Raw genomic sequence first — 18,302 nt, forward strand, 5'->3', positions numbered from 1 at the left:
CTTCACCTTATTCAAACCTGCGCGATCCACTTGCGATGCGTGTGAATCGACATCAAAACCCCAAACGCTGACATCAATGTCACCAGCGAAGTTCCGCCGTAGCTAATGAACGGCAACGGCACCCCAACCACCGGCAACAGGCCACTGACCATACCGATGTTGACGAAAACGTAAACAAAAAAAGTCATGGTCAGGCTGCCGGCGAGCAATTTGCCAAACAGCGTCTGCGCCTGGGCGGTAATCACCAGGCCGCGACCAATCAGCAGCAAATAGATCAGCAACAGCGCGCAAATGCCTACCAGGCCGAACTCTTCGCCCATTACCGCAATAATGAAGTCGGTGTGGCTTTCGGGCAAAAAGTCCAGGTGTGACTGGGTGCCCAGCAACCAACCTTTGCCAAATACGCCGCCGGAACCAATCGCCGCCTTGGACTGGATAATGTTCCAGCCAGTGCCCAGCGGGTCACTTTCCGGATCCAGGAAGGTCAGGATCCGCTGCTTCTGGTAGTCATGCATAAAGAAGAACCACATGGCCACCGCCACCGGGATCGCCGCCGCCAGCACGCTGAGGATCCAGCGCCAGCGCAGGCCGCCCATGAACAACACGAACGCCCCGCCCGCCAGGATCAGCAGCGAGGTGCCGAGGTCGGGCTGGCGCACAATCAAAATGAACGGCACGCCGATCAATATCAGGCTGATGCCCACGTGCTTGAGCTGCGGCGGCAAGGTGCGCTTGGACAAATACCAGGCGATGGTCGCCGGCATCAGGATCTTCATGAATTCCGACGGTTGGAAGCGAATCACCCCCGGAATGTTGATCCAGCGGGTCGCGCCCATGGCGTTGTGGCCCATTACGTCCACCACCACCAGCAGCAAAACACCGGCGACATACCCCAGCGGCACCCAGCGCGCCATGAAACGTGGCTCCAGCTGGGCGATAACCACCATCGACAACAGACCCAGGCCGAACGACGACGCCTGTTTGATCAGTAAGTCCCAGTTCTTGCCGCTGGCCGAATACAGCACGAACAGGCTGCCGGCCGCCAAGGTCAACAGCAGGATCAGCAACGGGCCATCAATGTGCAGGCGCTGCAGCAACGTCGCACGCCGACGCATCACATCCTCACTGGAGAGGATGCGGTCAAAATTACTCTTCACGGGCCGTAACCTCGGTGCTTGAAGGGGGGCCACCATATTCGGATTTGAGTCTGCCGTCGTCGGCCAACAGCCAAGCGTCCATGATCTGACGCACCACAGGCGCCGCGACGCCAGAGCCGGACTCGCCGTTCTCGACCATCACCGCCACCACGATTTTCGGGTCGTCGGCCGGCGCAAAGCCGACAAACAAGGCGTGGTCGCGGTGACGCTCCTGAACCTTGGAGCGGTCGTATTTCTCACCCTGCTTGATCGCGACCACCTGGGCCGTACCGCTTTTGCCGGCAATGCGGTATTGCGCGCCCGCCGCGGCCTTGCGCGCCGTGCCACGGGCACCGTGCATCACTTGCTGCATGCCGTGGTTGACCTTGGCCCAGTCGGACGGGTCGCGCAGCACGATGTCCGGAATCGGGTTTTCATCCACAGGCTTCTGGCCTTCGATGGTCTTGGCCAAGTGCGGGCGGTTCCACACGCCTTTGTTGGCCACCAGCGCGGTGGCCTGGGCCAGTTGCAGCGGTGTGGCCTGCATGTAGCCCTGACCGATGCCGAGGATCAGGGTTTCGCCCGGGAACCATGCCTGACGACGGGTCGCGCGTTTCCACTCCCGCGACGGCATCAAGCCAGGGGATTCTTCGAACATATCCAGGGAGACTTTCTGACCGAGGCCGAACTTGCCCATATAGGCAGACAGCCGATCAATCCCCAGCTTGTGGGCCAGGTCATAAAAATAGGTGTCGTTGGAGCGCATGATTGCGGTGTCCAGGTCGACATAGCCGTCACCGGTGCGGTTCCAGTTACGGTATTTGTGATCGTAGTTGGGCAGCATGTAGTAGCCAGGGTCGTACACGCGGCTCGATGCCGTGACCACACCCGAATCCAGACCGGCAATCGCCACCGCCGGCTTGATGGTCGAACCCGGCGGGTACAGCCCGCGCAGCACACGGTTGAACAACGGCCGGTCGATGGAATCACGCAACTCGGCATAGGCCTTGAAGCTGATACCGGTCACAAACAGGTTCGGGTCGAAACTCGGCTGGCTGACCATCGCCAGCACTTCGCCGGTGGCCGGGTTGAGCGCGACGACGGCGCCACGACGACCGCCCAGGGCCATCTCCGCCGCTTCCTGCAATTTGATGTCCAGGCTCAGCACAATGTCTTTGCCAGGGATCGGGTCGGTGCGCTTGAGCACACGCAGCACGCGGCCACGGGCGTTGGTCTCAACTTCTTCGTAACCCACCTGGCCGTGCAGCTCCGGCTCGTAGAAGCGCTCGATGCCGGTTTTGCCAATATGGTGGGTGCCGCTGTAATTCACCGGATCGAGGCTTTTCAGCTCTTTCTCGTTGATGCGCCCCATGTAGCCGACGGAGTGCGCAAAGTGTGCCCCTTGCGGGTAATGCCGCACCAACTGCGCCACCACTTCCACACCTGGCAAACGGAACTGGTTCACCGCAATGCGCGCGATCTGCTCTTCGTTGAGCTCGAACAGGATCGGCACCGGCTCGAACGGCCGACGCCCCTGCTTCATGCGTTTTTCGAAGATCACGCGGTCTTCCGGCGTCAGTTGCAGTACCTCGACGATTACGTCGAGGACCTGCTGCCAGTCGCCGGAACGCTCGCGGGTCATGCTCAGGCTGAAGCTGGGCCGGTTGTCTGCCACCACCACGCCATTGCGGTCGAAAATCAGCCCGCGGGTCGGCGGGATCGGCTGCACATGCACCCGGTTGTTTTCCGACAACGTGGAGTGATAGTCGTACTGGATCACCTGCAGGTAATACAGGCGCGCAATCAGCACCGCAATCAAGCCCACCACCAAAAAAGCGCCAAACACCACGCGCGAACGTACCAGACGTGCGTCTTTCTCGTGGTCCTTGATGCGGATCGGCTGGGTCATCGGCAATGGCGCAGATTATTTGTGGTAAGGGTGCCCGGACAGAACTGTCCAGGCGCGATACAGCTGTTCACCGATCAGAATCCTTACCAACGGGTGCGGCAACGTGAGTGCCGACAGCGACCAGCGCTGGTCCGCCCGCGCGCAGACTTCCGGCGCCAGCCCTTCCGGGCCGCCGACCATGAAGTTGACGGTACGCGAGTCCAGGCGCCAGCGGTCCAGTTCCACCGCCAACTGCTCGGTGCTCCAGGGCTTGCCGTGCACCTCGAGGGTGACGATGCGCTCGTTGGGGCCGACCTTGGCCAGCATGGCTTCGCCTTCCTGACGGATAAAGCGCGCCACGTCGGCATTCTTGCCCCGGGTGTTGAGCGGTATTTCCACCAGCTCCAGCGACAGCTCAGCGGGCAGACGCTTGGCATACTCGTGCCAGCCTTCTTCCACCCACTTGGGCATGCGTGAACCGACAGCGATCAGACGCAGGCGCACAGCCGTTCCTTATTCCTGGTCTTTGTTGAGCTTGTCGAAGTGTGCATGGCCCACTTCCGGGCTGTGGTGCTTGCCATCAGCCGCACGGCTCTGCTCGGCGCCTTTCCACAGACGCTCCAGGTCGTAGAACTGGCGGGCGTTGCTGGTCATCATGTGAACGATCACGTCGTCCATGTCCAGCAGTACCCAGTCGCTGTCGCCCTTGCCTTCTTCACCCAGTGGCTTGACGCCTTGGGCTTTGACGGCTTCGCGAACCTTGTCGAGCATCGCGCCGATCTGGCGGTTGGAAGTACCGGTAGCAATGATCATGAAGTCGGTGATGCTTTGCTTGTCGCGCACGTCCAGCACCTGGATGTCCTGGGCTTTAACGTCTTCCAGGGCAGCCACGGCGACTTTTACCAGCTCTTCGCCAGCCAGCTCAGGGCCGGTGTGCGCTTCTACTGGCAGCGGGGCGCTTTTGAAAGTGCCTTTGCGCTTAACTTTGCTTACGTCTTTGTTCGTCATATAAAACTCGTTTTGCTCGTATGTTCGGGCGCCCGCTGCACGAATGTTCGTGCGATCAAGCGCGCCTTTTCAGTTCGACGCACGGTAAAGCCCGTGCGCATCGATGTAGGCCAGGACCGCGTCAGGCACCAGGAAACGTACCGACTTCCCGCTGGCCAGCAGTTGACGGATCTGGGTGGCGGACACCGCAAGCGGGGTCTGCCAGACGAATGCAATATTCCCGTTCGGCCCGGTCAGGGCCAAGGGGTCACTTACCGACCGCGCGGCCAGCAGGTTGCGCAAGGCATCCGGCGGTTCGCTGTCGGCATCCGGGCGTTGCAAAACCAGGATGTGGCAATGCTGGAGGAGTTCCTCCCAGCGATGCCAAGAGGGCAGGCCGCAAAATGCGTCCCAGCCCAAAAGCAGAAACAACTGGTCATCTGCGGCCAACTCGGCGCGCATCAGTTCCAGGGTGTCGACAGTGTAGGACGGTTTATCGCGTTTGAGTTCGCGGTCGTCCACCACCAGCGGCGGTATACCTTCTACAGCCAGGCGCACCATCTCCAGGCGTTGCTGCGCAGACACCTGCGGCATATCGCGATGGGGTGGCCGCGCGTTAGGCATCACGCGTAACTCATCCAGCGCGAGGGCATCCGCGACTTCCAGGGCACTGCGCAAATGGCCGATGTGCACGGGGTCGAAGGTGCCGCCGAGCAGCCCGATGCGTTTACCCATCAAGTGCGCACATGACCGTCGCCGAACACCACGTACTTCTCGCTGGTCAGGCCTTCCAGGCCAACCGGGCCGCGTGCGTGGAGCTTGTCGGTGGAAATGCCGATCTCCGCCCCCAGGCCATACTCGAAGCCATCGGCAAAACGCGTCGAGGCGTTGATCATCACCGAGGCGGAATCCACTTCGGTGAGGAAACGCCGGGCATCGCTGAAATGCTCGGAAACAATAGCGTCGGTGTGCTTGGAGCCGTATTTATTGATGTGTTCGATGGCCTGGTCCAGGCCATCAACGATGCGGATCGACAGGATCGGCGCCGTGTACTCGGTGTACCAGTCGTCTTCAGTCGCTTCGATCACGTCCGCGCCCAGCAGTGCACGGGTACGTTCGCAGCCACGCAGTTCCACGCCCTTGTCACGGTAGATGGCAGCCAGCGGCGGCAGCACGCGCTCGGCAATGCCAGCGTGTACCAGCAGGGTTTCCATGGTGTTGCATGGCGCGTAGCGGTGGGTCTTGGCGTTGTCGGCGATGCGGATCGCCTTGTCGAGGTCGGCCGCGATGTCGATGTACACATGGCACACGCCGTCCAGGTGCTTGATTACCGGCACCTTGGCATCACGGCTGACGCGTTCGATCAGGCTCTTGCCACCACGCGGCACGATCACGTCGACGAATTCCGGCATGGTGATCAACGCGCCTACGGCGGCGCGGTCGGTGGTTTCCACCACCTGCACCACTTCAGCCGGCAGCTCGGCCACGGCCAGGCCTTGCTGGATGCACACAGCAATGGCGCGGTTGGAATGAATGGCCTCGGAACCGCCACGCAGGATGGTGGCGTTGCCCGACTTGAGGCACAGGCTCGCGGCGTCGATGGTCACGTTCGGGCGCGACTCATAGATGATGCCGATCACGCCCAGCGGCACGCGCATCTTGCCGACCTGAATGCCGGAGGGCAGGTAGCGCATATCGCGGATTTCACCGATGGGGTCAGGCAGCTTGGCCACCTGACGCAGGCCTTCGATCATGTCGTCGATACGTGCCGGGGTCAGCGCCAGACGGTCCAGCAGGGCCGGCTCCAGGCCATTGGCGCGGCCGTTGGCCAGGTCCAGTTCGTTGGCGGCGGCCAGCTCGGAGCGCGAAGCATCCAGAGCATCGGCGGCAGCCAGCAAGGCACGGTTCTTCTGCGCAGTGCTCGCACGGGCGATCAACCGCGAGGCCTGCCGGGCAGCGCGACCCAGGCGGGTCATGTAGTCAAGAACGGACTCAGTCATGGTCAGGGAGTCTTGGCAAAGAGGAAAGCGGCAGATTATAGCTGTGACGCCGCCCGACTGACAGCGGTGAGGGGCGGATGGTCGAAATGAACTGTAAAAACTTGGGGTTCAGCGGTAATTAAGGTGGGAGTTGTTATTATTCGGTCACATTTAGCCGTATTAACCCTTACCGCCATGTCCAGTTTTGCCCCCCAACTGCCCGCCAGCGCCCTGCCCGACAGCTTCTTCGACCGTGACGCGCAAATACTTGCGCGCGAATTGCTCGGCAAAGTCATCCGCCACCGCGTCGGTGAAACCTGGCTTTCGGCGCGAATTATCGAAACCGAAGCCTATTACGTGGCCGAAAAAGGCAGCCATGCCTCACTCGGTTACACAGAAAAGCGTAAGGCTTTGTTTCTGGATGGTGGGCACATCTACATGTACTACGCCCGTGGCGGCGATTCACTGAACTTCAGCGCTCACGGCCCCGGCAATGCGGTGCTGATCAAATCGGCTTATCCGTGGGTCGATGAGCTGTCCGGCCCGGCGAGCCTGGCGCAGATGCTGCTCAACAACCCGGACGCCAATGGCCACCCACGCCCCTCGCAAAAACTTTGCGCCGGCCAAACGCTGCTGTGCAAAGCCCTGGGCCTGAAAGTGCCGATGTGGGACGCCAAGCGCTTCGATCAGGAACTGCTGTTTGTTGAAGACGTGGGCCAAACCCCGACGCAAATCATCCAGACCACCCGCCTGGGCATCCCCAGCGGGCGCGATGAACACCTGATGTACCGCTTCGTGGATGCGGGTTATGCACCGTATTGCACCCGGAACCCGCTGCGCCGGGGCCAGGTCGAAGGCCGTGATTATTTTTTGATTTGAACAGACAGAAGCAGCCCAGCAGATCGAATGTGGGAGCTGGCTTGCCTGCGATAGCGGTTGAACATTCACTCTCGAGGTGACTGACACACCGCCATCGCAGGCAAGCCAGCTCCCACAGTTGATCGCCACTGCCGACATAAATGGAGTGAAGTTTTATGGGCCAATGGCTCGATAGCATTACCGGCTGGCTCACACTGAACCCCGAATGGCTGGCGGTGGCGGTATTTATCGTCGCGTGCGTTGAATGCCTGGCCATCGCCGGTCTGATCGTGCCAGGCACCGTCTTGCTGTTTGCCATTGCGGCCCTGGCCGGCAGCGGTGCGCTGTCGTTGAGTGAAACCTTGCTGCTGGGCTTTCTCGGCGGCTTACTGGGCGACGGCGTTTCCTACTACCTGGGCCGACACTTCCATCAGAACATCCGCCGCCTGCCCGGTTTACGCCACCATCCGGAATGGATGAACGGCGCCGAAACCTACTTCCACAAGTACGGCATCGCCAGCCTGCTGGTCGGGCGTTTCATCGGCCCGCTGCGCCCCATGCTGCCGATGGTGGCGGGCATGTGCGACATGCCGTTCCCGCGTTTTGCCGCCGTAAGCATTGTGGCCGCCGCCGGCTGGTCGGTGGCCTACCTGCTGCCAGGCTGGGCCACTGGCGCCGCCTTCCGCCTGCCGCTGCCGGAAGGTTTCTGGCTGGAAGCCGGGATTGTCGCCGGGTGTATCGCGGTGTTGCTGGGGCTGAGCTTGAACAGCAGCCTGCGCGGCCATCGTCGTGCCACCTTGTGGGTCGGTTGCGCCAGCCTGACTTTGTTGATCGCCCTGTTTATCGGCTATCCCCACCTTAACCACTTCGACCAGGGCCTCAGTGCTTTGGTCCAGGAGCATCGCAGCCCGTGGCTGGACGAGGTGATGGTGCGGATTACCCAACTGGGTGAATTCAGGAAGATGTTTATCGCCAGCGCGATTTTCACTGGCCTGCTGCTGGTGGCGCGGCAATGGCGGCATGCCGTGTTCGTCGGTGCTACGTTGGCGGGGGCGGCGGTGATCAACACGGGCACCAAGCTGTTTTTCGCCCGTGGCCGCCCGGAAATCCTCACAGAACCACTGACCAGTTTCAGCATGCCCAGCGGCCACGCCTCCGGCGCCTTTGCGTTCTTTCTCGCACTGGCGGTGCTGGCCGGGCGCGGGCAACCCACGCGCCTGCGCCTGACCTGGATGTTGCTGGGCTGTATTCCCGCCGCTTTTATTGCGCTGTCACGGGTTTACCTGGGCGCGCATTGGCCCACGGACATACTGGCCGGCACGCTGCTGGCGATGACGGTGTGCGCCTTCAGCCTGGCCGTCATCCAGTATCGAAGCCCGCTGCCGGCCATGCCGCAGAAAACCTGGTGGCTGCTGCTCCCGGTGCTGGTGGCGGTGCTGAGCTTTATCGCCCTCACCGGCACACCCCACGCCCTGTTGCGCTACGCCTACTGAGTGAACAGTTCGCCCTGCAACTCGTCGAGCAGCATCTGGATCGCATCCAGGCGCTGCTGCGGGTCATCGAGTTGCAGCAGGTCGATCTTGTCGGCCTCGGTGAACGGCAGCAGATACGCCAGCTGATTGCCCAAGGCTTGCTGGCCCTCGGCATGCGCGTCCATGTCCAGCGACGCCACCATCGGGTGCTCGGCCAGGGCCTGGAGCAACGCCAGCAGGTCGGCGTCCTCTTCTTCCAAAGGCTGGTCGGGCAGTTCCTCGAGCCATTGCACCTCGGCCACCAGCAACTGATCCTTCTGCACGCCGGCGTCGCGCACGCGGAAGCGGCGGCCACCTTCGACGCGAATCCCCAGCAGGCCGTTGTCCTGCTGTTTAAAATCGCGGATCAACGCTTCACAACCGATCAGCGCGTAGCCGTCCGGGGCCATGCCGACTTCCTTCCCGTCGAGGATGCACACCACACCAAAGCTTTCGCCCTTTTTCATGCAGCGGCTGATCATGTCCAGGTAGCGCGCCTCGAACAGTTGCAAGTCGAGGGTGCAGCCAGGGAACAGCACGGTATTGAGCGGGAACAGCGCCAGACTCATAAAGGTTTCCTTAAACCTGGTTTAAACGATCACCGACACGGCCAACGGCAGGAAAACCGCCGTGCCCACGCCCATCAGACTCATGGCCAACGCCGCGAAGGCGCCGCACTCTTCACTTTCCTGCAAGGCCACCGAGGTGCCGACGGCGTGGGCGGTCATGCCCAGCGCCATGCCACGCGCCTCGGGGCTGTGCACACCGAGGCGCGACAGGTACGCCGGGCCGATCATCGCGCCGATCACCCCGGTGATCAGCACAAACACCGCCGCCAGCGCAGCCACACCACCGATCTGCTCAGCCACCAGCATGGCAATCGGCGAGGTCACCGACTTGGGCGCCATGGTCATCAGCATCATGTGTTCGGCGCCGAACCACCAGCCCAGCAGCACACACAAGCCGGTGGCCACCACCCCGCCTATCACCAGCGTAGTAAAAATCGGCCAGAACAATTGACGAATCCGTCGCAGGTTCAAGAACAGCGGCACCGCCAAAGCCACCGTCGCCGGACCGAGCAGGATGCCCATGATCTCGGTGCTCTTGCGGTACTCGACGTAGGTCAGGCCGCAACTGAGCAGCACGCCGATCACCAGCAGCATGGACACCAGCACCGGCTGCAGGAAGACCCAGCGGGTTTTCTCGAATGCCGCCAGCACCAGTTGATAGGCGCCGAGGGTGATGCCGATGCCGAACAACGGATGATGAATAACCGCAGCCCACGCGCCCTGCCAGTCGCCGATCATTGATCGCGCTCCTTGCGCTTGACCATGCGCTGCATCAGCACGCCGACAAAACCCATGGCGATCACCAGCGACAAAACGAGCGCGCCGATGATGGCCCAGAAATCGGCGGCAATGTCCTTGGCGTAGACCATCACGCCCACCGCCGGCGGCACCAGCAGCAACGGCAAGTAACGTAACAGGCTGCTGGCAGCCAGGCTCAGGGGCTCGCCGACTTCACCGCGCCAGATCAAAAAACCCAGCATCAGCAGCAAGCCAATAATCGGCCCCGGCAGCACCGGCAACAGCAAATGGTTGATCGCGGTGCCGATCAATTGAAACAGCACCAGCCAGGTCAGGCCCCGTAACAGCATCGCTCTCTCCCCCCTCTAAAGCTGGGACGCATTATAAGCACGCCCGCCATATGCTTCGGCATTCGCCAAAAGCATGGTGGGTTGACCGGGTGGGTTGCCCATGATGATCTACATTGGTTCTCTGTAACTCATAAAAAACAGAATCGATGAACCAAGGAGAGTCGCAATGCCCTATGTACCTGTAGCGCAGCTCAAAGATTATGTCGGCAAGGAACTGGGACGTTCCGAATGGCTCACCATCGACCAGGCGCGCATCAACCTGTTCGCAGAAGCCACCGGCGATCATCAGTTCATCCACGTTGACCCGATCAAGGCCGCCAAGACCCCGTTCGGCAGCACCATCGCCCACGGTTTCCTGTCGCTGTCGTTGATGCCCAAGCTCATGGAAGACATCCTGATCATGCCCGAAGGCCTGAAGATGGCGGTCAACTATGGGCTGGACAGCGTGCGTTTTATCCAGCCGGTAAAGGTTAATTCCAAAGTCCGCCTGAACGTCACCCTCACCGACGTGACCGAGAAAAAACCTGGCCAATGGCTATTTAAGGCCACCGCCACCCTGGAAATCGAAGGCCAGGAAAAACCTGCTTACATCGCCGAGTCGCTGTCACTCTGCTTCGTGTAAGGCCGGGCCTGTGGCGAGGCAATAAACCTTGCCACAGTGTATGTAAATTTATGTATGAATCTCGCAGCTGCGGCATACTCGGCGCTCAATTATCCGGATCCCGCTATGCGCCCACTCGCTCCCCTTGCCCTTGCCCTGTTGCTCACCGCTTGCGGAGACGGCGAATCGCTGTTGCCGCCCGATGCGCGCCTGCCCGACGGCGGCCGTTACCGGGGTGATGTGGTCAACGGTTTGCTGCAAGGCCAGGGCCGCGTGGACTACCCCAATGGCAGTTGGTACGCCGGCCAGTTCGACAAAGGCCAGTGGCACGGCCAGGGCGAATGGCATGGCAGCAACGGCGAGGTCTATAAAGGCCAGTTCCAGCAAGGCCTGTTCGATGGCCAAGGCAGCCTGACCACGGCGGGCAGCAGCTACGTCGGCGGTTTCAAGAATGGGCGACGCAACGGCGAAGGCACCCTCAAAGAGGGGCAGATGACCTATCGCGGCGAATTCAAAAACGATCAATATTCCGGCCTTGGCCGCCTGGAATTGGCCGACGGCAGCCAGTACCAGGGCCAGTTCGTGCACGGCAAACCCAATGGCGAAGGCCAGCGCAACGACGACAGTGGCAACCAGTTCAGTGGTCGTTTTGTCGATGGCCAGCTTGAAGGCAATGGCACCTTCAACAGTGCCGACGGCGATATCTATGTCGGCCAGTTCAAACAGAACCAGCTCAACGGCAAGGGCCGTTATGAAAACGCCGACGGCGACGTGTGGATCGGCCAGTTCAAGGAAGGCGCGCTCAGCGGCAAAGGCGAGTTGATCGGTGTGGACGGCAGCCACTACGTGGGCCAGTTCAGCGAATGGCGCTTCAGCGGCGAAGGCCGTCTGAACCTCACCGACGGCAGTTTCTATGTCGGCGGTTTCGACAGCGACAGCTACCAGGGCAAAGGCACCCTGGTACTCACCGACGGCACTGTGCAGGCCGGCACTTGGGTCAACGGCATGCGCGTGCGCGATGCCGACGGCAAGTTGCTGCCCGACCCACTGGAGGTCGGCATACTGGCCCAAGGCCGCTTGCTCGATGCCGCCCTTGCCGCCGTGCCACCCTCCACGCCTGCCGTCGAGCTGTACACCCTGGTATTGGCCGGCGATGGCAAACAAAGCGTGTTCCTGCGCGAAGCCGATTACGTCAGCAACATGCTCGCCACGCGCTTCGGTGCGCGCGGGCAGATTCGTCTGGTCAACCACCGCGACCACATCGCCGACCGCCCGCTGGCCACCCGCGAAAGCCTGCGCCGCGCTGTGCAAACCCTGGCCGAACGCACCGGGCCGCAAGACCTGGTGTTTATCTACATGACCAGCCACGGCACCCACGAACATGAACTGGTGCTCGACCAGCCGCGCATGGAGCTGGCCGACCTGCCCGCCGATGAGCTGGCCGCCGTGCTTGCGCCGCTCAAGGACCGCGACAAGATCATCGTGATTTCCGCCTGCTACTCCGGTGGGTTTATCCCGGCCCTGAAGGACGAGCACACGCTGATCATGACCGCCTCGCGCGCGGATCGCGTGTCTTTCGGTTGCTCCGAGGAAGCGGACTTCACCTACTTCGGCGACGCCCTGTTCGCCCAGGCCTTCAACCAGACCGACGATTTGCAACAAGCCTTCAAACTGGCGCAGCTGCACGTGGCCGAGCGTGAACAGGCGGACAACTTCGAAGCCTCTGAACCGCAGATCTGGGCGCCCAAAGGCGTGATCGCCCACTGGCAATTGTTACGTAAACAGCAGGCACGAAAGGCGCTCGAAAGCGTCTCAATGAATAGCAAGGAAGCCAAAGGCAACTAAGCTGTAACGTGTAACAAGGGGGAAACACCATGTACCTGACACCTCAGCATATCCTGCTCGCCGGCGCCTCCGGCCTGACCGGCGAACACCTGCTCGACCGCCTGCTCAACGAACCCACGGTGACCCGCGTACTGGCACCTAGCCGCAAGCCGTTGGCCGAGCACCCACACCTGGAAAACCCGGTGGGTGACCCGGCGGTGTTCCTGCCGCAACTGAGCGGCCAGGTTGATATCGCCTTCTGCTGCCTGGGCACCACGATTAAAAAAGCCGGTTCAGAAGAAGCCTTCCGTGCGGTCGACCTGGACATGGTGGTGGCCTTCGCCAAGCGCGCACGGGAGATGGGCGCTCGGCACCTGATCGTGATCAGCGCGATTGGCGCCGACCCGAAGTCCTCGATTTTCTACAACCGCGTCAAAGGCGAAATGGAGCAAGCGCTCAAGGCTCAGGACTGGCCGCAACTGACCATCGTACGGCCTTCGTTGCTGCTGGGGGAACGCTTGGAATCGCGCCTGGCCGAGAAAATCGCCGGGCCGTTATCGCGGTTGATTCCGGGCAAATACCACGGTATCGAAGTCTGCGAACTGGCCCGCGCCATGTGGCGCCTGGCGCTGGAAGAGCAGGATGGCGTGCGGGTGGTGGAGTCGGATGAGTTGCGCAAGCTCGGCAAATGATCTAGCAGCGCCTGTGCGGGCCCCATCGCAGGCAAGCCAGCTCCCACCTTTGGAAGGCATTCCCCTGTGGGAGCCGGGCTTGCCCGCGATGGGGCCCGCACACTCAACGCAACACTAAAGCCCGCCCGTTGCGTTAAACCCCACACCCAACACCGTCAATAACGACAGCGGCAACAGCAAGGTGTCGAGCACCGCACTGGCCGGCAGGTCGATATGCGGATAGCTCGGCGCCTCAGCGCCAAATCGATCCTTGGCGCAACAGCCGCCATTGATCGCATACACATCCAGCCGCGTGCCGGCATACACCACCGGCGCCCCGGGTTGCGCGGCATCCAGCGTGCGCGCCGTGGCGCAGCCTGTCAGTTGCAGCGCCAACATTACCAGCAGCGCCTTATTCATCGCTGCTCAAATGGTGCTCGCCCCAACGTGGCAGCATGTCCTGGGGAATGTTCAGCAGGTTGAGAATGCGCGCCACTACAAAGTCCACCAGGTCATCGATGGTTTGCGGCTGGTGATAAAACCCTGGCGAGGCCGGCAAGATGGTCACGCCCATGTTCGACAGCTTGAGCATGTGCTCCAGGTGAATACTCGAATACGGCGCCTCGCGCGGCACCAGGATCAACTGGCGGCGCTCCTTCAGGGTAACGTCAGCCGCCCGCTCGATCAGATTGTTGCAGGCGCCCGTGGCAATCGCCGACAAGGTGCCGGTGGAGCACGGCACTACCACCATCGCCGCCGGCGCACCGGAGCCGGACGCTACCGGCGACATCCAGTCTTCTTTACCGTACACCTTGATCTGCCCGGCAGCCGCGCCGGTGTACTCGGTGAGGAAGGCTTGCATCATCTGCACCTTGGCCGGCAGTTGCACATCCGTCTCGGTGGCCAGCACCAGTTGCGCGGCCTTGGAAATCAGGAAGTGCACCTCGCGGTCTTCGCGCACCAGGCAGTCCAGCAAGCGCAGGCCGTAAGGCGCACCGGACGCGCCGGTCATCGCCAGGGTAATGCGTTCCGGGCCACTCATTTGAGCGCCTCGGCCAGCTTGCCGTGCAGGCCACCGAAACCGCCGTTGCTCATGACCACCACATGGGTGCCGGGCTTGGCTTGATGTTTGACGTGTTCGATGATCGCTTCAATGGAGTCGCACACGATGGAAGGCACCGTGCACAGCGCCGCAATCGCCGGCAGGTCCCAGCCGAGGTTAGTCGGGGCGTACCAAACCACCTGGTCGGCGTCGTTGACGCTTTCCGGCAAACCATCGCGGTGCGCGCCGAGTTTCATGGAATTGGAGCGCGGCTCAATAATGGCAATGATATTGGCATCACCGACGCGCTTGCGCAGGCCATCCAGCGTGGTCGCAATGGCTGTTGGGTGGTGGGCAAAGTCGTCGTAGATGGTAATCCCGTTCACATCAGCGACTTTTTCCATACGGCGTTTCACGCTCTTGAACGCGCTCAAGGCGGCGATGCCCATGGAAGGCACCACGCCCACATGCCGTGCGGCCGCCAGGGTGACCAAGGCGTTGGCGACGTTATGTTGACCGGTCATGTCCCATTCGACGACGCCTTGGGCCTCACCCTCGAACAGCACTTCAAAGCGCGAGCCGTCTTCGCTGAGCAACTTGACCTGCCACTGCCCGCCCGCGCCGGTGGTTTGCACCGGCGTCCAGCAGCCCATGTCGATCACGCGCTGCAGGGCCGGCTCGGTGGTCGGGTGAATGACCAGGCCTTCGCTGGGGATGGTGCGCACCAAATGGTGGAACTGGCGCTCAATGGCGGCCAGATCAGGGAAAATGTCCGCGTGGTCGAACTCAAGATTGTTGAGGATCGCGGTGCGCGGGCGGTAATGGACGAACTTGGAGCGTTTGTCGAAGAAGGCGCTGTCGTATTCATCGGCCTCAATCACAAAAAACGGCGTATCGCCCAAACGCGCCGACACCGAGAAGTTCTGCGGCACACCGCCGATCAGGAAACCCGGGCTCATGCCCGCATGCTCAAGCACCCAGGCCAGCATGCTGCTGGTGGTGGTCTTGCCATGGGTGCCCGCCACAGCAAGAACCCAGCGGCCTTGCAGCACATGGTCGGCCAGCCATTGCGGGCCGGAGACATAGGGCAAGCCCTTGTTGAGTACATATTCGACCGCCGGGTTACCACGTGACATGGCGTTACCGATCACCACCAGATCCGGGACCGGGTCGAACTGTGAGGGGTCGTAACCTTGGGTCAGCTCAATACCCTGGGCCTGAAGCTGCGTGCTCATGGGCGGATAAACGTTGGCGTCGGAGCCAGTAACGTGATGGCCCAACTCTTTGGCCAGGACCGCCATCGAACCCATGAATGTGCCGCAGATACCCAGAATATGAATGTGCATAGTTGACCTCGTAAACATCGAGGCAGGTTAGCGCAGGGAGTAGGAAATCGCACCTTTTAAACGGTCAGCGGGCGAGCGAAATGCGTCTGGCATTTCGCTCGATAGTGCCATCCTCAAGCGATGGCGGGTGCTTGAGTTTTGCGCTGACTGGCTTTCAAAGCAGCGAGCAAACGCAGGTTTTCATAGGCCTCGTCCATGCGCTTGAACTTCTTGTCGATCAGGTCAAGACGCCCTTCTGCATCGGCAGGTATGGGTTCGCCGGGTTTATATGGTTTAAAAATAATTCCGTTCTGCCGGGTGATCTTCTTCAATTGTTGCTCAGAGAACCTGAGTATCTTTTCCAGGTTGCTTAAGCGTGCGTCGTTATCGGTTGGCCAACGTTCACTCTTGGTAAATACACGGTTGTTCTCGCCCAACAGAATCATGACGGTGGAGCCCATGCCCAACAGCTTTATCTCGAAATCATCCAGGCGCTGGTCAATCGTGCCTGCCGAATCGGCTGTCGAATCGGGCGTCGAATCAACGTGCTCGGCAGCGTCACCTTTTTTGGGCGGGCTGCTGGCGCCGGGCAAAAACGGTGGCGGCAATACACCAGGGGCGTAAGAAGACTTGATCCGCTCTCCGGCGGCCACGGAGCCTGCATAGGCTGCTACGTTGATCGGCGCGCTGACCATCCCGGTGATACCGGCACTGATAGCCGCATCACGAGCAACGCGCAGGGCGCTTGGCCCGGTATCAATCACACCGGCCTTGACCAGTCTGTCGGCATCAAAAACTCGCTTGGCAGCCTCCGCCACACTGATAGGCGCCTGCTTGCGCAAATTGGCCATCATCAACTCGTCATTGGCCTTGATTTTATTGATCTGCATGACAGTGCTCCCCGCGTCCTTGAACCCACCGCCCTGGGGCTTGGGTGCAGGCCCGGGCTTGCTCGGCGGCGCGGGTTTAGGATCTGGTTTCGGCTTGGGCGGCACGGGCGGACGTGGGCGCGGTGGTAGCGGCGGCGGCCCAGGAGCAGGAGCAGGTGGTGGAGATGGAGGCCTCGGCCCCCTTCCACCTCCCCACTTGAGGTTTTTGCTCTCGATGGCCCCCTTGGTTTGCGACAAAGGCCAATCAGCAGGATCGCCTTTATACGACTCGAGCTGCGCAGCAGGCTGGTCGACGGATACAGGGTGTGAAGCAATGAAAGTGGCCATTGAAGGAATAATGTTCATAGTGTTCACCAGCGTGATTGTTATTGTATGAAAACACTCTAAGCAGTTGCCCTGAATGAGTGGGCACCCCACCCAGTACAGTTCCAGCCAGAGCCTGCCAACACGCCCTGTAAGACAAAGCCGTCTCACGGATGAAGCACAGCGTTAAACTCGACACTTTAAGCGTTCCCACCTACCTTGCTGTTCGAGCTATCTTTTTAGACTTGCACAGCCGCTCAGGCCGGCGCTGCAGCGCACTTTCGTACGCGATGAACGTGTTCATCCCGGCCCAGCACTTCTCTATGCCAATCAATCAGCGCCGATAGCGCTATGCGCAAGATCAGCAGAAACCGGAAGCACTCACATAAGCACGTCATAAAAAATTACTTCACCCGCAAGAAAAGCCCGCACTCTTTAATTAGAGTGCAGGTCAATCAGAGTGCAGGCGTTCAGCGCAGCGTCGACCTCGTTCCCGCCAATCGCCTGACCCGTGACACGCGCCGGCCTACTAGTTGGCACTGCCCGATACTTTCCCCTTTAAGACACCGAACAGTGCCGTCAGGGCCGCCAGCCTGGAATCGATGACAGCTGTGCGGGTCTTTATATCGTCGCTATCACCGCCCGAGGTAGCAGGTTGAAACTTAACGCCGTACTTTTGTGCATCCTTAACCAGTTCGGGCTCGCAATAGTCAAGTATTGCATCGAGAGAATCCAAACGTTCCTCATCGGTTTGCGCTGCCCATTTGTCCGATGGCCCAACATGCCCTTCGCCCCGCAGATTGGCTAAGGTATTGGCCACTTGAAATACACTTGTCTGCTTACGATCGACGAGCTTTCCTTCATCAACGGGGGCGCCCTCAGCAACGGTGACACCCTCAGCAACGGGGGCACCCTCAGCAACGGGGGTTGCACTGAGGTGAGGCTTAATAGTTTCATTGATAGTTCCGATGGTCACAAAAGCAACTATCGTAACTGGCAAAGTAATCGATGACGTCACCAGTGCATTTTTATACGCCTTACCCAGCTCAAATTTGGACTCCGCCCCTGAGGCTTTGCTTAAATCCGCTGCATTTTCCTCAAGCGCTCGAGAAGAGAACGGTGGAACCTCTTGCCCATCGACTCGACCCGGTGTGGGCTGAGCGAACAACTTGTCACGGGCTTCAGCATCTTTTTGCGTTTGCCACTTTTTCCTGTTCGCTTCTCTATAGTCAGCCACTTGCGAAGCAGTGGCATTTGTATCAGTGGCCTGCCCCGGCTGTCGTTGGCCACTGGCGTGCCCCGGACCTTCGAGGGATGTCACTTGTTTATCAATGAACCCCTGATCAAAACCGTTATTGCTACCGTCTGCGGGTTTGGCCGCTGCCGCGCCCTCTATCTTGGGAGCATCAGGTGTTCTTACAGGGCTAGGCGGCTCGCTTCTGGTCCATCCGCCACTGAAAAAATTCGAAATCTTTGAGCATACCAATGGCCGTTCAACTGCATTTGCAAATATCATAACGTTCTGCCTAATAATTAGTTTTAATTAGAAAGCCATCCATTTCCTTCAGCCATTAGGTGACACAAATACCTCATACAGTTCCAGGCTATAAAAAAATACGCACCCGCCACT

The 18,302-nt window shown here is 60.4% G+C and carries 19 protein-coding genes; 5 read left to right on the forward strand and 14 right to left on the reverse strand.

The window, feature by feature from the left end:
- Nucleotides 1-11: 11 nt before the first annotated feature.
- The 6 genes from rodA to HU759_RS26740 all read right to left on the reverse strand — a co-directional run bounded on the left by rodA (nucleotide 12) and on the right by HU759_RS26740 (nucleotide 6,011).
- Nucleotides 12-1,115 carry a rod shape-determining protein RodA gene (gene rodA / locus HU759_RS26715; protein ID WP_050547734.1) on the reverse strand — a complete coding sequence of 368 codons (1,104 nt, stop codon included), beginning with the start codon at nucleotides 1,113-1,115 and terminating at the stop codon, nucleotides 12-14.
- A 31-nt stretch (nucleotides 1,116-1,146) separates the two neighbouring features.
- On the reverse strand, nucleotides 1,147-3,045 hold the full coding sequence (mrdA, locus tag HU759_RS26720; protein ID WP_017136049.1) for a penicillin-binding protein 2: 1,899 nt from the start codon (nucleotides 3,043-3,045) through the stop codon (nucleotides 1,147-1,149).
- Nucleotides 3,046-3,060: 15 nt separating this feature from the next.
- The gene (gene rlmH, locus HU759_RS26725; RefSeq protein ID WP_003176297.1) at nucleotides 3,061-3,528 is read right to left on the reverse strand and encodes a 23S rRNA (pseudouridine(1915)-N(3))-methyltransferase RlmH; all 468 of its coding nucleotides are present in this window, start codon (nucleotides 3,526-3,528) and stop codon (nucleotides 3,061-3,063) included.
- Nucleotides 3,529-3,537: 9 nt separating this feature from the next.
- On the reverse strand, nucleotides 3,538-4,032 hold the full coding sequence (gene rsfS / locus HU759_RS26730; protein ID WP_003215432.1) for a ribosome silencing factor: 495 nt from the start codon (nucleotides 4,030-4,032) through the stop codon (nucleotides 3,538-3,540).
- A gap of 69 nt (nucleotides 4,033-4,101) precedes the next feature.
- On the reverse strand, nucleotides 4,102-4,746 hold the full coding sequence (nadD, locus tag HU759_RS26735; RefSeq protein WP_017136048.1) for a nicotinate-nucleotide adenylyltransferase: 645 nt from the start codon (nucleotides 4,744-4,746) through the stop codon (nucleotides 4,102-4,104).
- Nucleotides 4,746-6,011: a glutamate-5-semialdehyde dehydrogenase gene (locus HU759_RS26740; protein WP_099547587.1), complete on the reverse strand. Its 1,266-nt coding sequence runs from the start codon at nucleotides 6,009-6,011 to the stop codon at nucleotides 4,746-4,748. The genes nadD and HU759_RS26740 overlap by 1 nt, the downstream gene beginning before the upstream one ends.
- Before the next feature lie 174 nt (nucleotides 6,012-6,185).
- Here HU759_RS26740 and HU759_RS26745 point away from each other — a divergent pair, with 174 nt between their 5' ends.
- On the forward strand, nucleotides 6,186-6,869 hold the full coding sequence (locus HU759_RS26745; protein WP_099547586.1) for a DNA-3-methyladenine glycosylase: 684 nt from the start codon (nucleotides 6,186-6,188) through the stop codon (nucleotides 6,867-6,869).
- Nucleotides 6,870-7,024: 155 nt separating this feature from the next.
- Nucleotides 7,025-8,341 carry a bifunctional DedA family/phosphatase PAP2 family protein gene (locus tag HU759_RS26750; protein ID WP_017136045.1) on the forward strand — a complete coding sequence of 439 codons (1,317 nt, stop codon included), beginning with the start codon at nucleotides 7,025-7,027 and terminating at the stop codon, nucleotides 8,339-8,341.
- On the opposite strand, the gene HU759_RS26755 is transcribed toward HU759_RS26750, so the two are convergent.
- The 3 genes from HU759_RS26755 to HU759_RS26765 are packed head-to-tail and all read right to left on the reverse strand — an operon-like array spanning nucleotide 8,335 to nucleotide 10,016.
- Nucleotides 8,335-8,928 carry an LON peptidase substrate-binding domain-containing protein gene (locus tag HU759_RS26755; protein WP_017136044.1) on the reverse strand — a complete coding sequence of 198 codons (594 nt, stop codon included), beginning with the start codon at nucleotides 8,926-8,928 and terminating at the stop codon, nucleotides 8,335-8,337. The two genes, HU759_RS26750 and HU759_RS26755, sit on opposite strands and share 7 nt — an antisense overlap.
- Nucleotides 8,929-8,949: 21 nt before the next feature.
- A complete protein-coding gene (locus tag HU759_RS26760; RefSeq protein WP_017136043.1) occupies nucleotides 8,950-9,666 on the reverse strand; it encodes an LrgB family protein in 717 nt (238 codons plus the stop codon).
- Nucleotides 9,663-10,016 (reverse strand): CidA/LrgA family protein, encoded by a 354-nt coding sequence (locus tag HU759_RS26765; protein ID WP_017136042.1) that lies wholly within the window; start codon nucleotides 10,014-10,016, stop codon nucleotides 9,663-9,665. The genes HU759_RS26760 and HU759_RS26765 overlap by 4 nt, the downstream gene beginning before the upstream one ends.
- Nucleotides 10,017-10,182: 166 nt before the next feature.
- On the opposite strand from HU759_RS26765, the gene HU759_RS26770 reads away from it, so the two are divergent.
- The 3 genes from HU759_RS26770 (at nucleotide 10,183) to HU759_RS26780 (ending at nucleotide 13,133) form a co-directional block, all read left to right on the forward strand.
- The gene (locus tag HU759_RS26770; RefSeq protein WP_099547585.1) at nucleotides 10,183-10,638 is read left to right on the forward strand and encodes a MaoC family dehydratase; all 456 of its coding nucleotides are present in this window, start codon (nucleotides 10,183-10,185) and stop codon (nucleotides 10,636-10,638) included.
- Nucleotides 10,639-10,743: 105 nt separating this feature from the next.
- Nucleotides 10,744-12,462 carry a C13 family peptidase gene (locus HU759_RS26775; protein WP_017136041.1) on the forward strand — a complete coding sequence of 573 codons (1,719 nt, stop codon included), beginning with the start codon at nucleotides 10,744-10,746 and terminating at the stop codon, nucleotides 12,460-12,462.
- A 29-nt stretch (nucleotides 12,463-12,491) separates the two neighbouring features.
- Complete coding sequence (locus HU759_RS26780) at nucleotides 12,492-13,133, forward strand: oxidoreductase (RefSeq protein ID WP_017136040.1); 642 nt, start codon at nucleotides 12,492-12,494, stop codon at nucleotides 13,131-13,133.
- Nucleotides 13,134-13,247: 114 nt separating this feature from the next.
- Here the strand turns inward: HU759_RS26780 and HU759_RS26785 are convergent, their stop codons facing one another.
- From HU759_RS26785 to HU759_RS26805, 5 genes are all read right to left on the reverse strand, one after another.
- Complete coding sequence (locus HU759_RS26785; protein ID WP_170038070.1) at nucleotides 13,248-13,532, reverse strand: YceK/YidQ family lipoprotein; 285 nt, start codon at nucleotides 13,530-13,532, stop codon at nucleotides 13,248-13,250.
- Nucleotides 13,525-14,154, reverse strand: coding sequence for a flavin prenyltransferase UbiX (ubiX, locus tag HU759_RS26790; protein WP_017136038.1), 630 nt, complete (start codon nucleotides 14,152-14,154; stop codon nucleotides 13,525-13,527). Before ubiX ends, HU759_RS26785 begins: the two co-directional genes overlap by 8 nt.
- The gene (gene mpl, locus HU759_RS26795; RefSeq protein ID WP_017136037.1) at nucleotides 14,151-15,500 is read right to left on the reverse strand and encodes a UDP-N-acetylmuramate:L-alanyl-gamma-D-glutamyl-meso-diaminopimelate ligase; all 1,350 of its coding nucleotides are present in this window, start codon (nucleotides 15,498-15,500) and stop codon (nucleotides 14,151-14,153) included. Before mpl ends, ubiX begins: the two co-directional genes overlap by 4 nt.
- 113 nt (nucleotides 15,501-15,613) lie before the next feature.
- Nucleotides 15,614-16,714 (reverse strand): hypothetical protein, encoded by a 1,101-nt coding sequence (locus HU759_RS26800; protein ID WP_225933012.1) that lies wholly within the window; start codon nucleotides 16,712-16,714, stop codon nucleotides 15,614-15,616.
- A 487-nt stretch (nucleotides 16,715-17,201) separates the two neighbouring features.
- Nucleotides 17,202-18,188, reverse strand: a complete 987-nt coding sequence (locus HU759_RS26805) for a hypothetical protein (protein ID WP_170038068.1) — start codon at nucleotides 18,186-18,188, stop codon at nucleotides 17,202-17,204.
- Between the last annotated feature and the right edge of the window lie 114 nt (nucleotides 18,189-18,302).

The sequence above is a fragment of the Pseudomonas sp. OE 28.3 genome, assembly GCF_014268205.2.
In the GTDB taxonomy this organism is placed as follows: Bacteria; Pseudomonadota; Gammaproteobacteria; order Pseudomonadales; family Pseudomonadaceae; genus Aquipseudomonas; species Aquipseudomonas edaphica.

What these genes read in the sequence shown, in the direction of transcription:
- rodA (WP_050547734.1), bottom strand. Translation starts at nt 1,115, where the DNA reads ATGCGTCGGCGTGCGACGTTGCTGCAGCGCCTGCACATTGATGGCCCG.
- mrdA (WP_017136049.1), bottom strand. Translation starts at nt 3,045, where the DNA reads ATGACCCAGCCGATCCGCATCAAGGACCACGAGAAAGACGCACGTCTG.
- rsfS (WP_003215432.1), bottom strand. Translation starts at nt 4,032, where the DNA reads ATGACGAACAAAGACGTAAGCAAAGTTAAGCGCAAAGGCACTTTCAAA.
- nadD (WP_017136048.1), bottom strand. Translation starts at nt 4,746, where the DNA reads ATGGGTAAACGCATCGGGCTGCTCGGCGGCACCTTCGACCCCGTGCAC.
- HU759_RS26740 (WP_099547587.1), bottom strand. Translation starts at nt 6,011, where the DNA reads ATGACTGAGTCCGTTCTTGACTACATGACCCGCCTGGGTCGCGCTGCC.
- HU759_RS26745 (WP_099547586.1), top strand. Translation starts at nt 6,186, where the DNA reads ATGTCCAGTTTTGCCCCCCAACTGCCCGCCAGCGCCCTGCCCGACAGC.
- HU759_RS26750 (WP_017136045.1), top strand. Translation starts at nt 7,025, where the DNA reads ATGGGCCAATGGCTCGATAGCATTACCGGCTGGCTCACACTGAACCCC.
- HU759_RS26755 (WP_017136044.1), bottom strand. Translation starts at nt 8,928, where the DNA reads ATGAGTCTGGCGCTGTTCCCGCTCAATACCGTGCTGTTCCCTGGCTGC.
- HU759_RS26760 (WP_017136043.1), bottom strand. Translation starts at nt 9,666, where the DNA reads ATGATCGGCGACTGGCAGGGCGCGTGGGCTGCGGTTATTCATCATCCG.
- HU759_RS26765 (WP_017136042.1), bottom strand. Translation starts at nt 10,016, where the DNA reads ATGCTGTTACGGGGCCTGACCTGGCTGGTGCTGTTTCAATTGATCGGC.
- HU759_RS26770 (WP_099547585.1), top strand. Translation starts at nt 10,183, where the DNA reads ATGCCCTATGTACCTGTAGCGCAGCTCAAAGATTATGTCGGCAAGGAA.
- HU759_RS26775 (WP_017136041.1), top strand. Translation starts at nt 10,744, where the DNA reads ATGCGCCCACTCGCTCCCCTTGCCCTTGCCCTGTTGCTCACCGCTTGC.
- HU759_RS26780 (WP_017136040.1), top strand. Translation starts at nt 12,492, where the DNA reads ATGTACCTGACACCTCAGCATATCCTGCTCGCCGGCGCCTCCGGCCTG.
- HU759_RS26785 (WP_170038070.1), bottom strand. Translation starts at nt 13,532, where the DNA reads ATGAATAAGGCGCTGCTGGTAATGTTGGCGCTGCAACTGACAGGCTGC.
- ubiX (WP_017136038.1), bottom strand. Translation starts at nt 14,154, where the DNA reads ATGAGTGGCCCGGAACGCATTACCCTGGCGATGACCGGCGCGTCCGGT.
- mpl (WP_017136037.1), bottom strand. Translation starts at nt 15,500, where the DNA reads ATGCACATTCATATTCTGGGTATCTGCGGCACATTCATGGGTTCGATG.
- HU759_RS26800 (WP_225933012.1), bottom strand. Translation starts at nt 16,714, where the DNA reads ATGAACATTATTCCTTCAATGGCCACTTTCATTGCTTCACACCCTGTA.
- HU759_RS26805 (WP_170038068.1), bottom strand. Translation starts at nt 18,188, where the DNA reads ATGATATTTGCAAATGCAGTTGAACGGCCATTGGTATGCTCAAAGATT.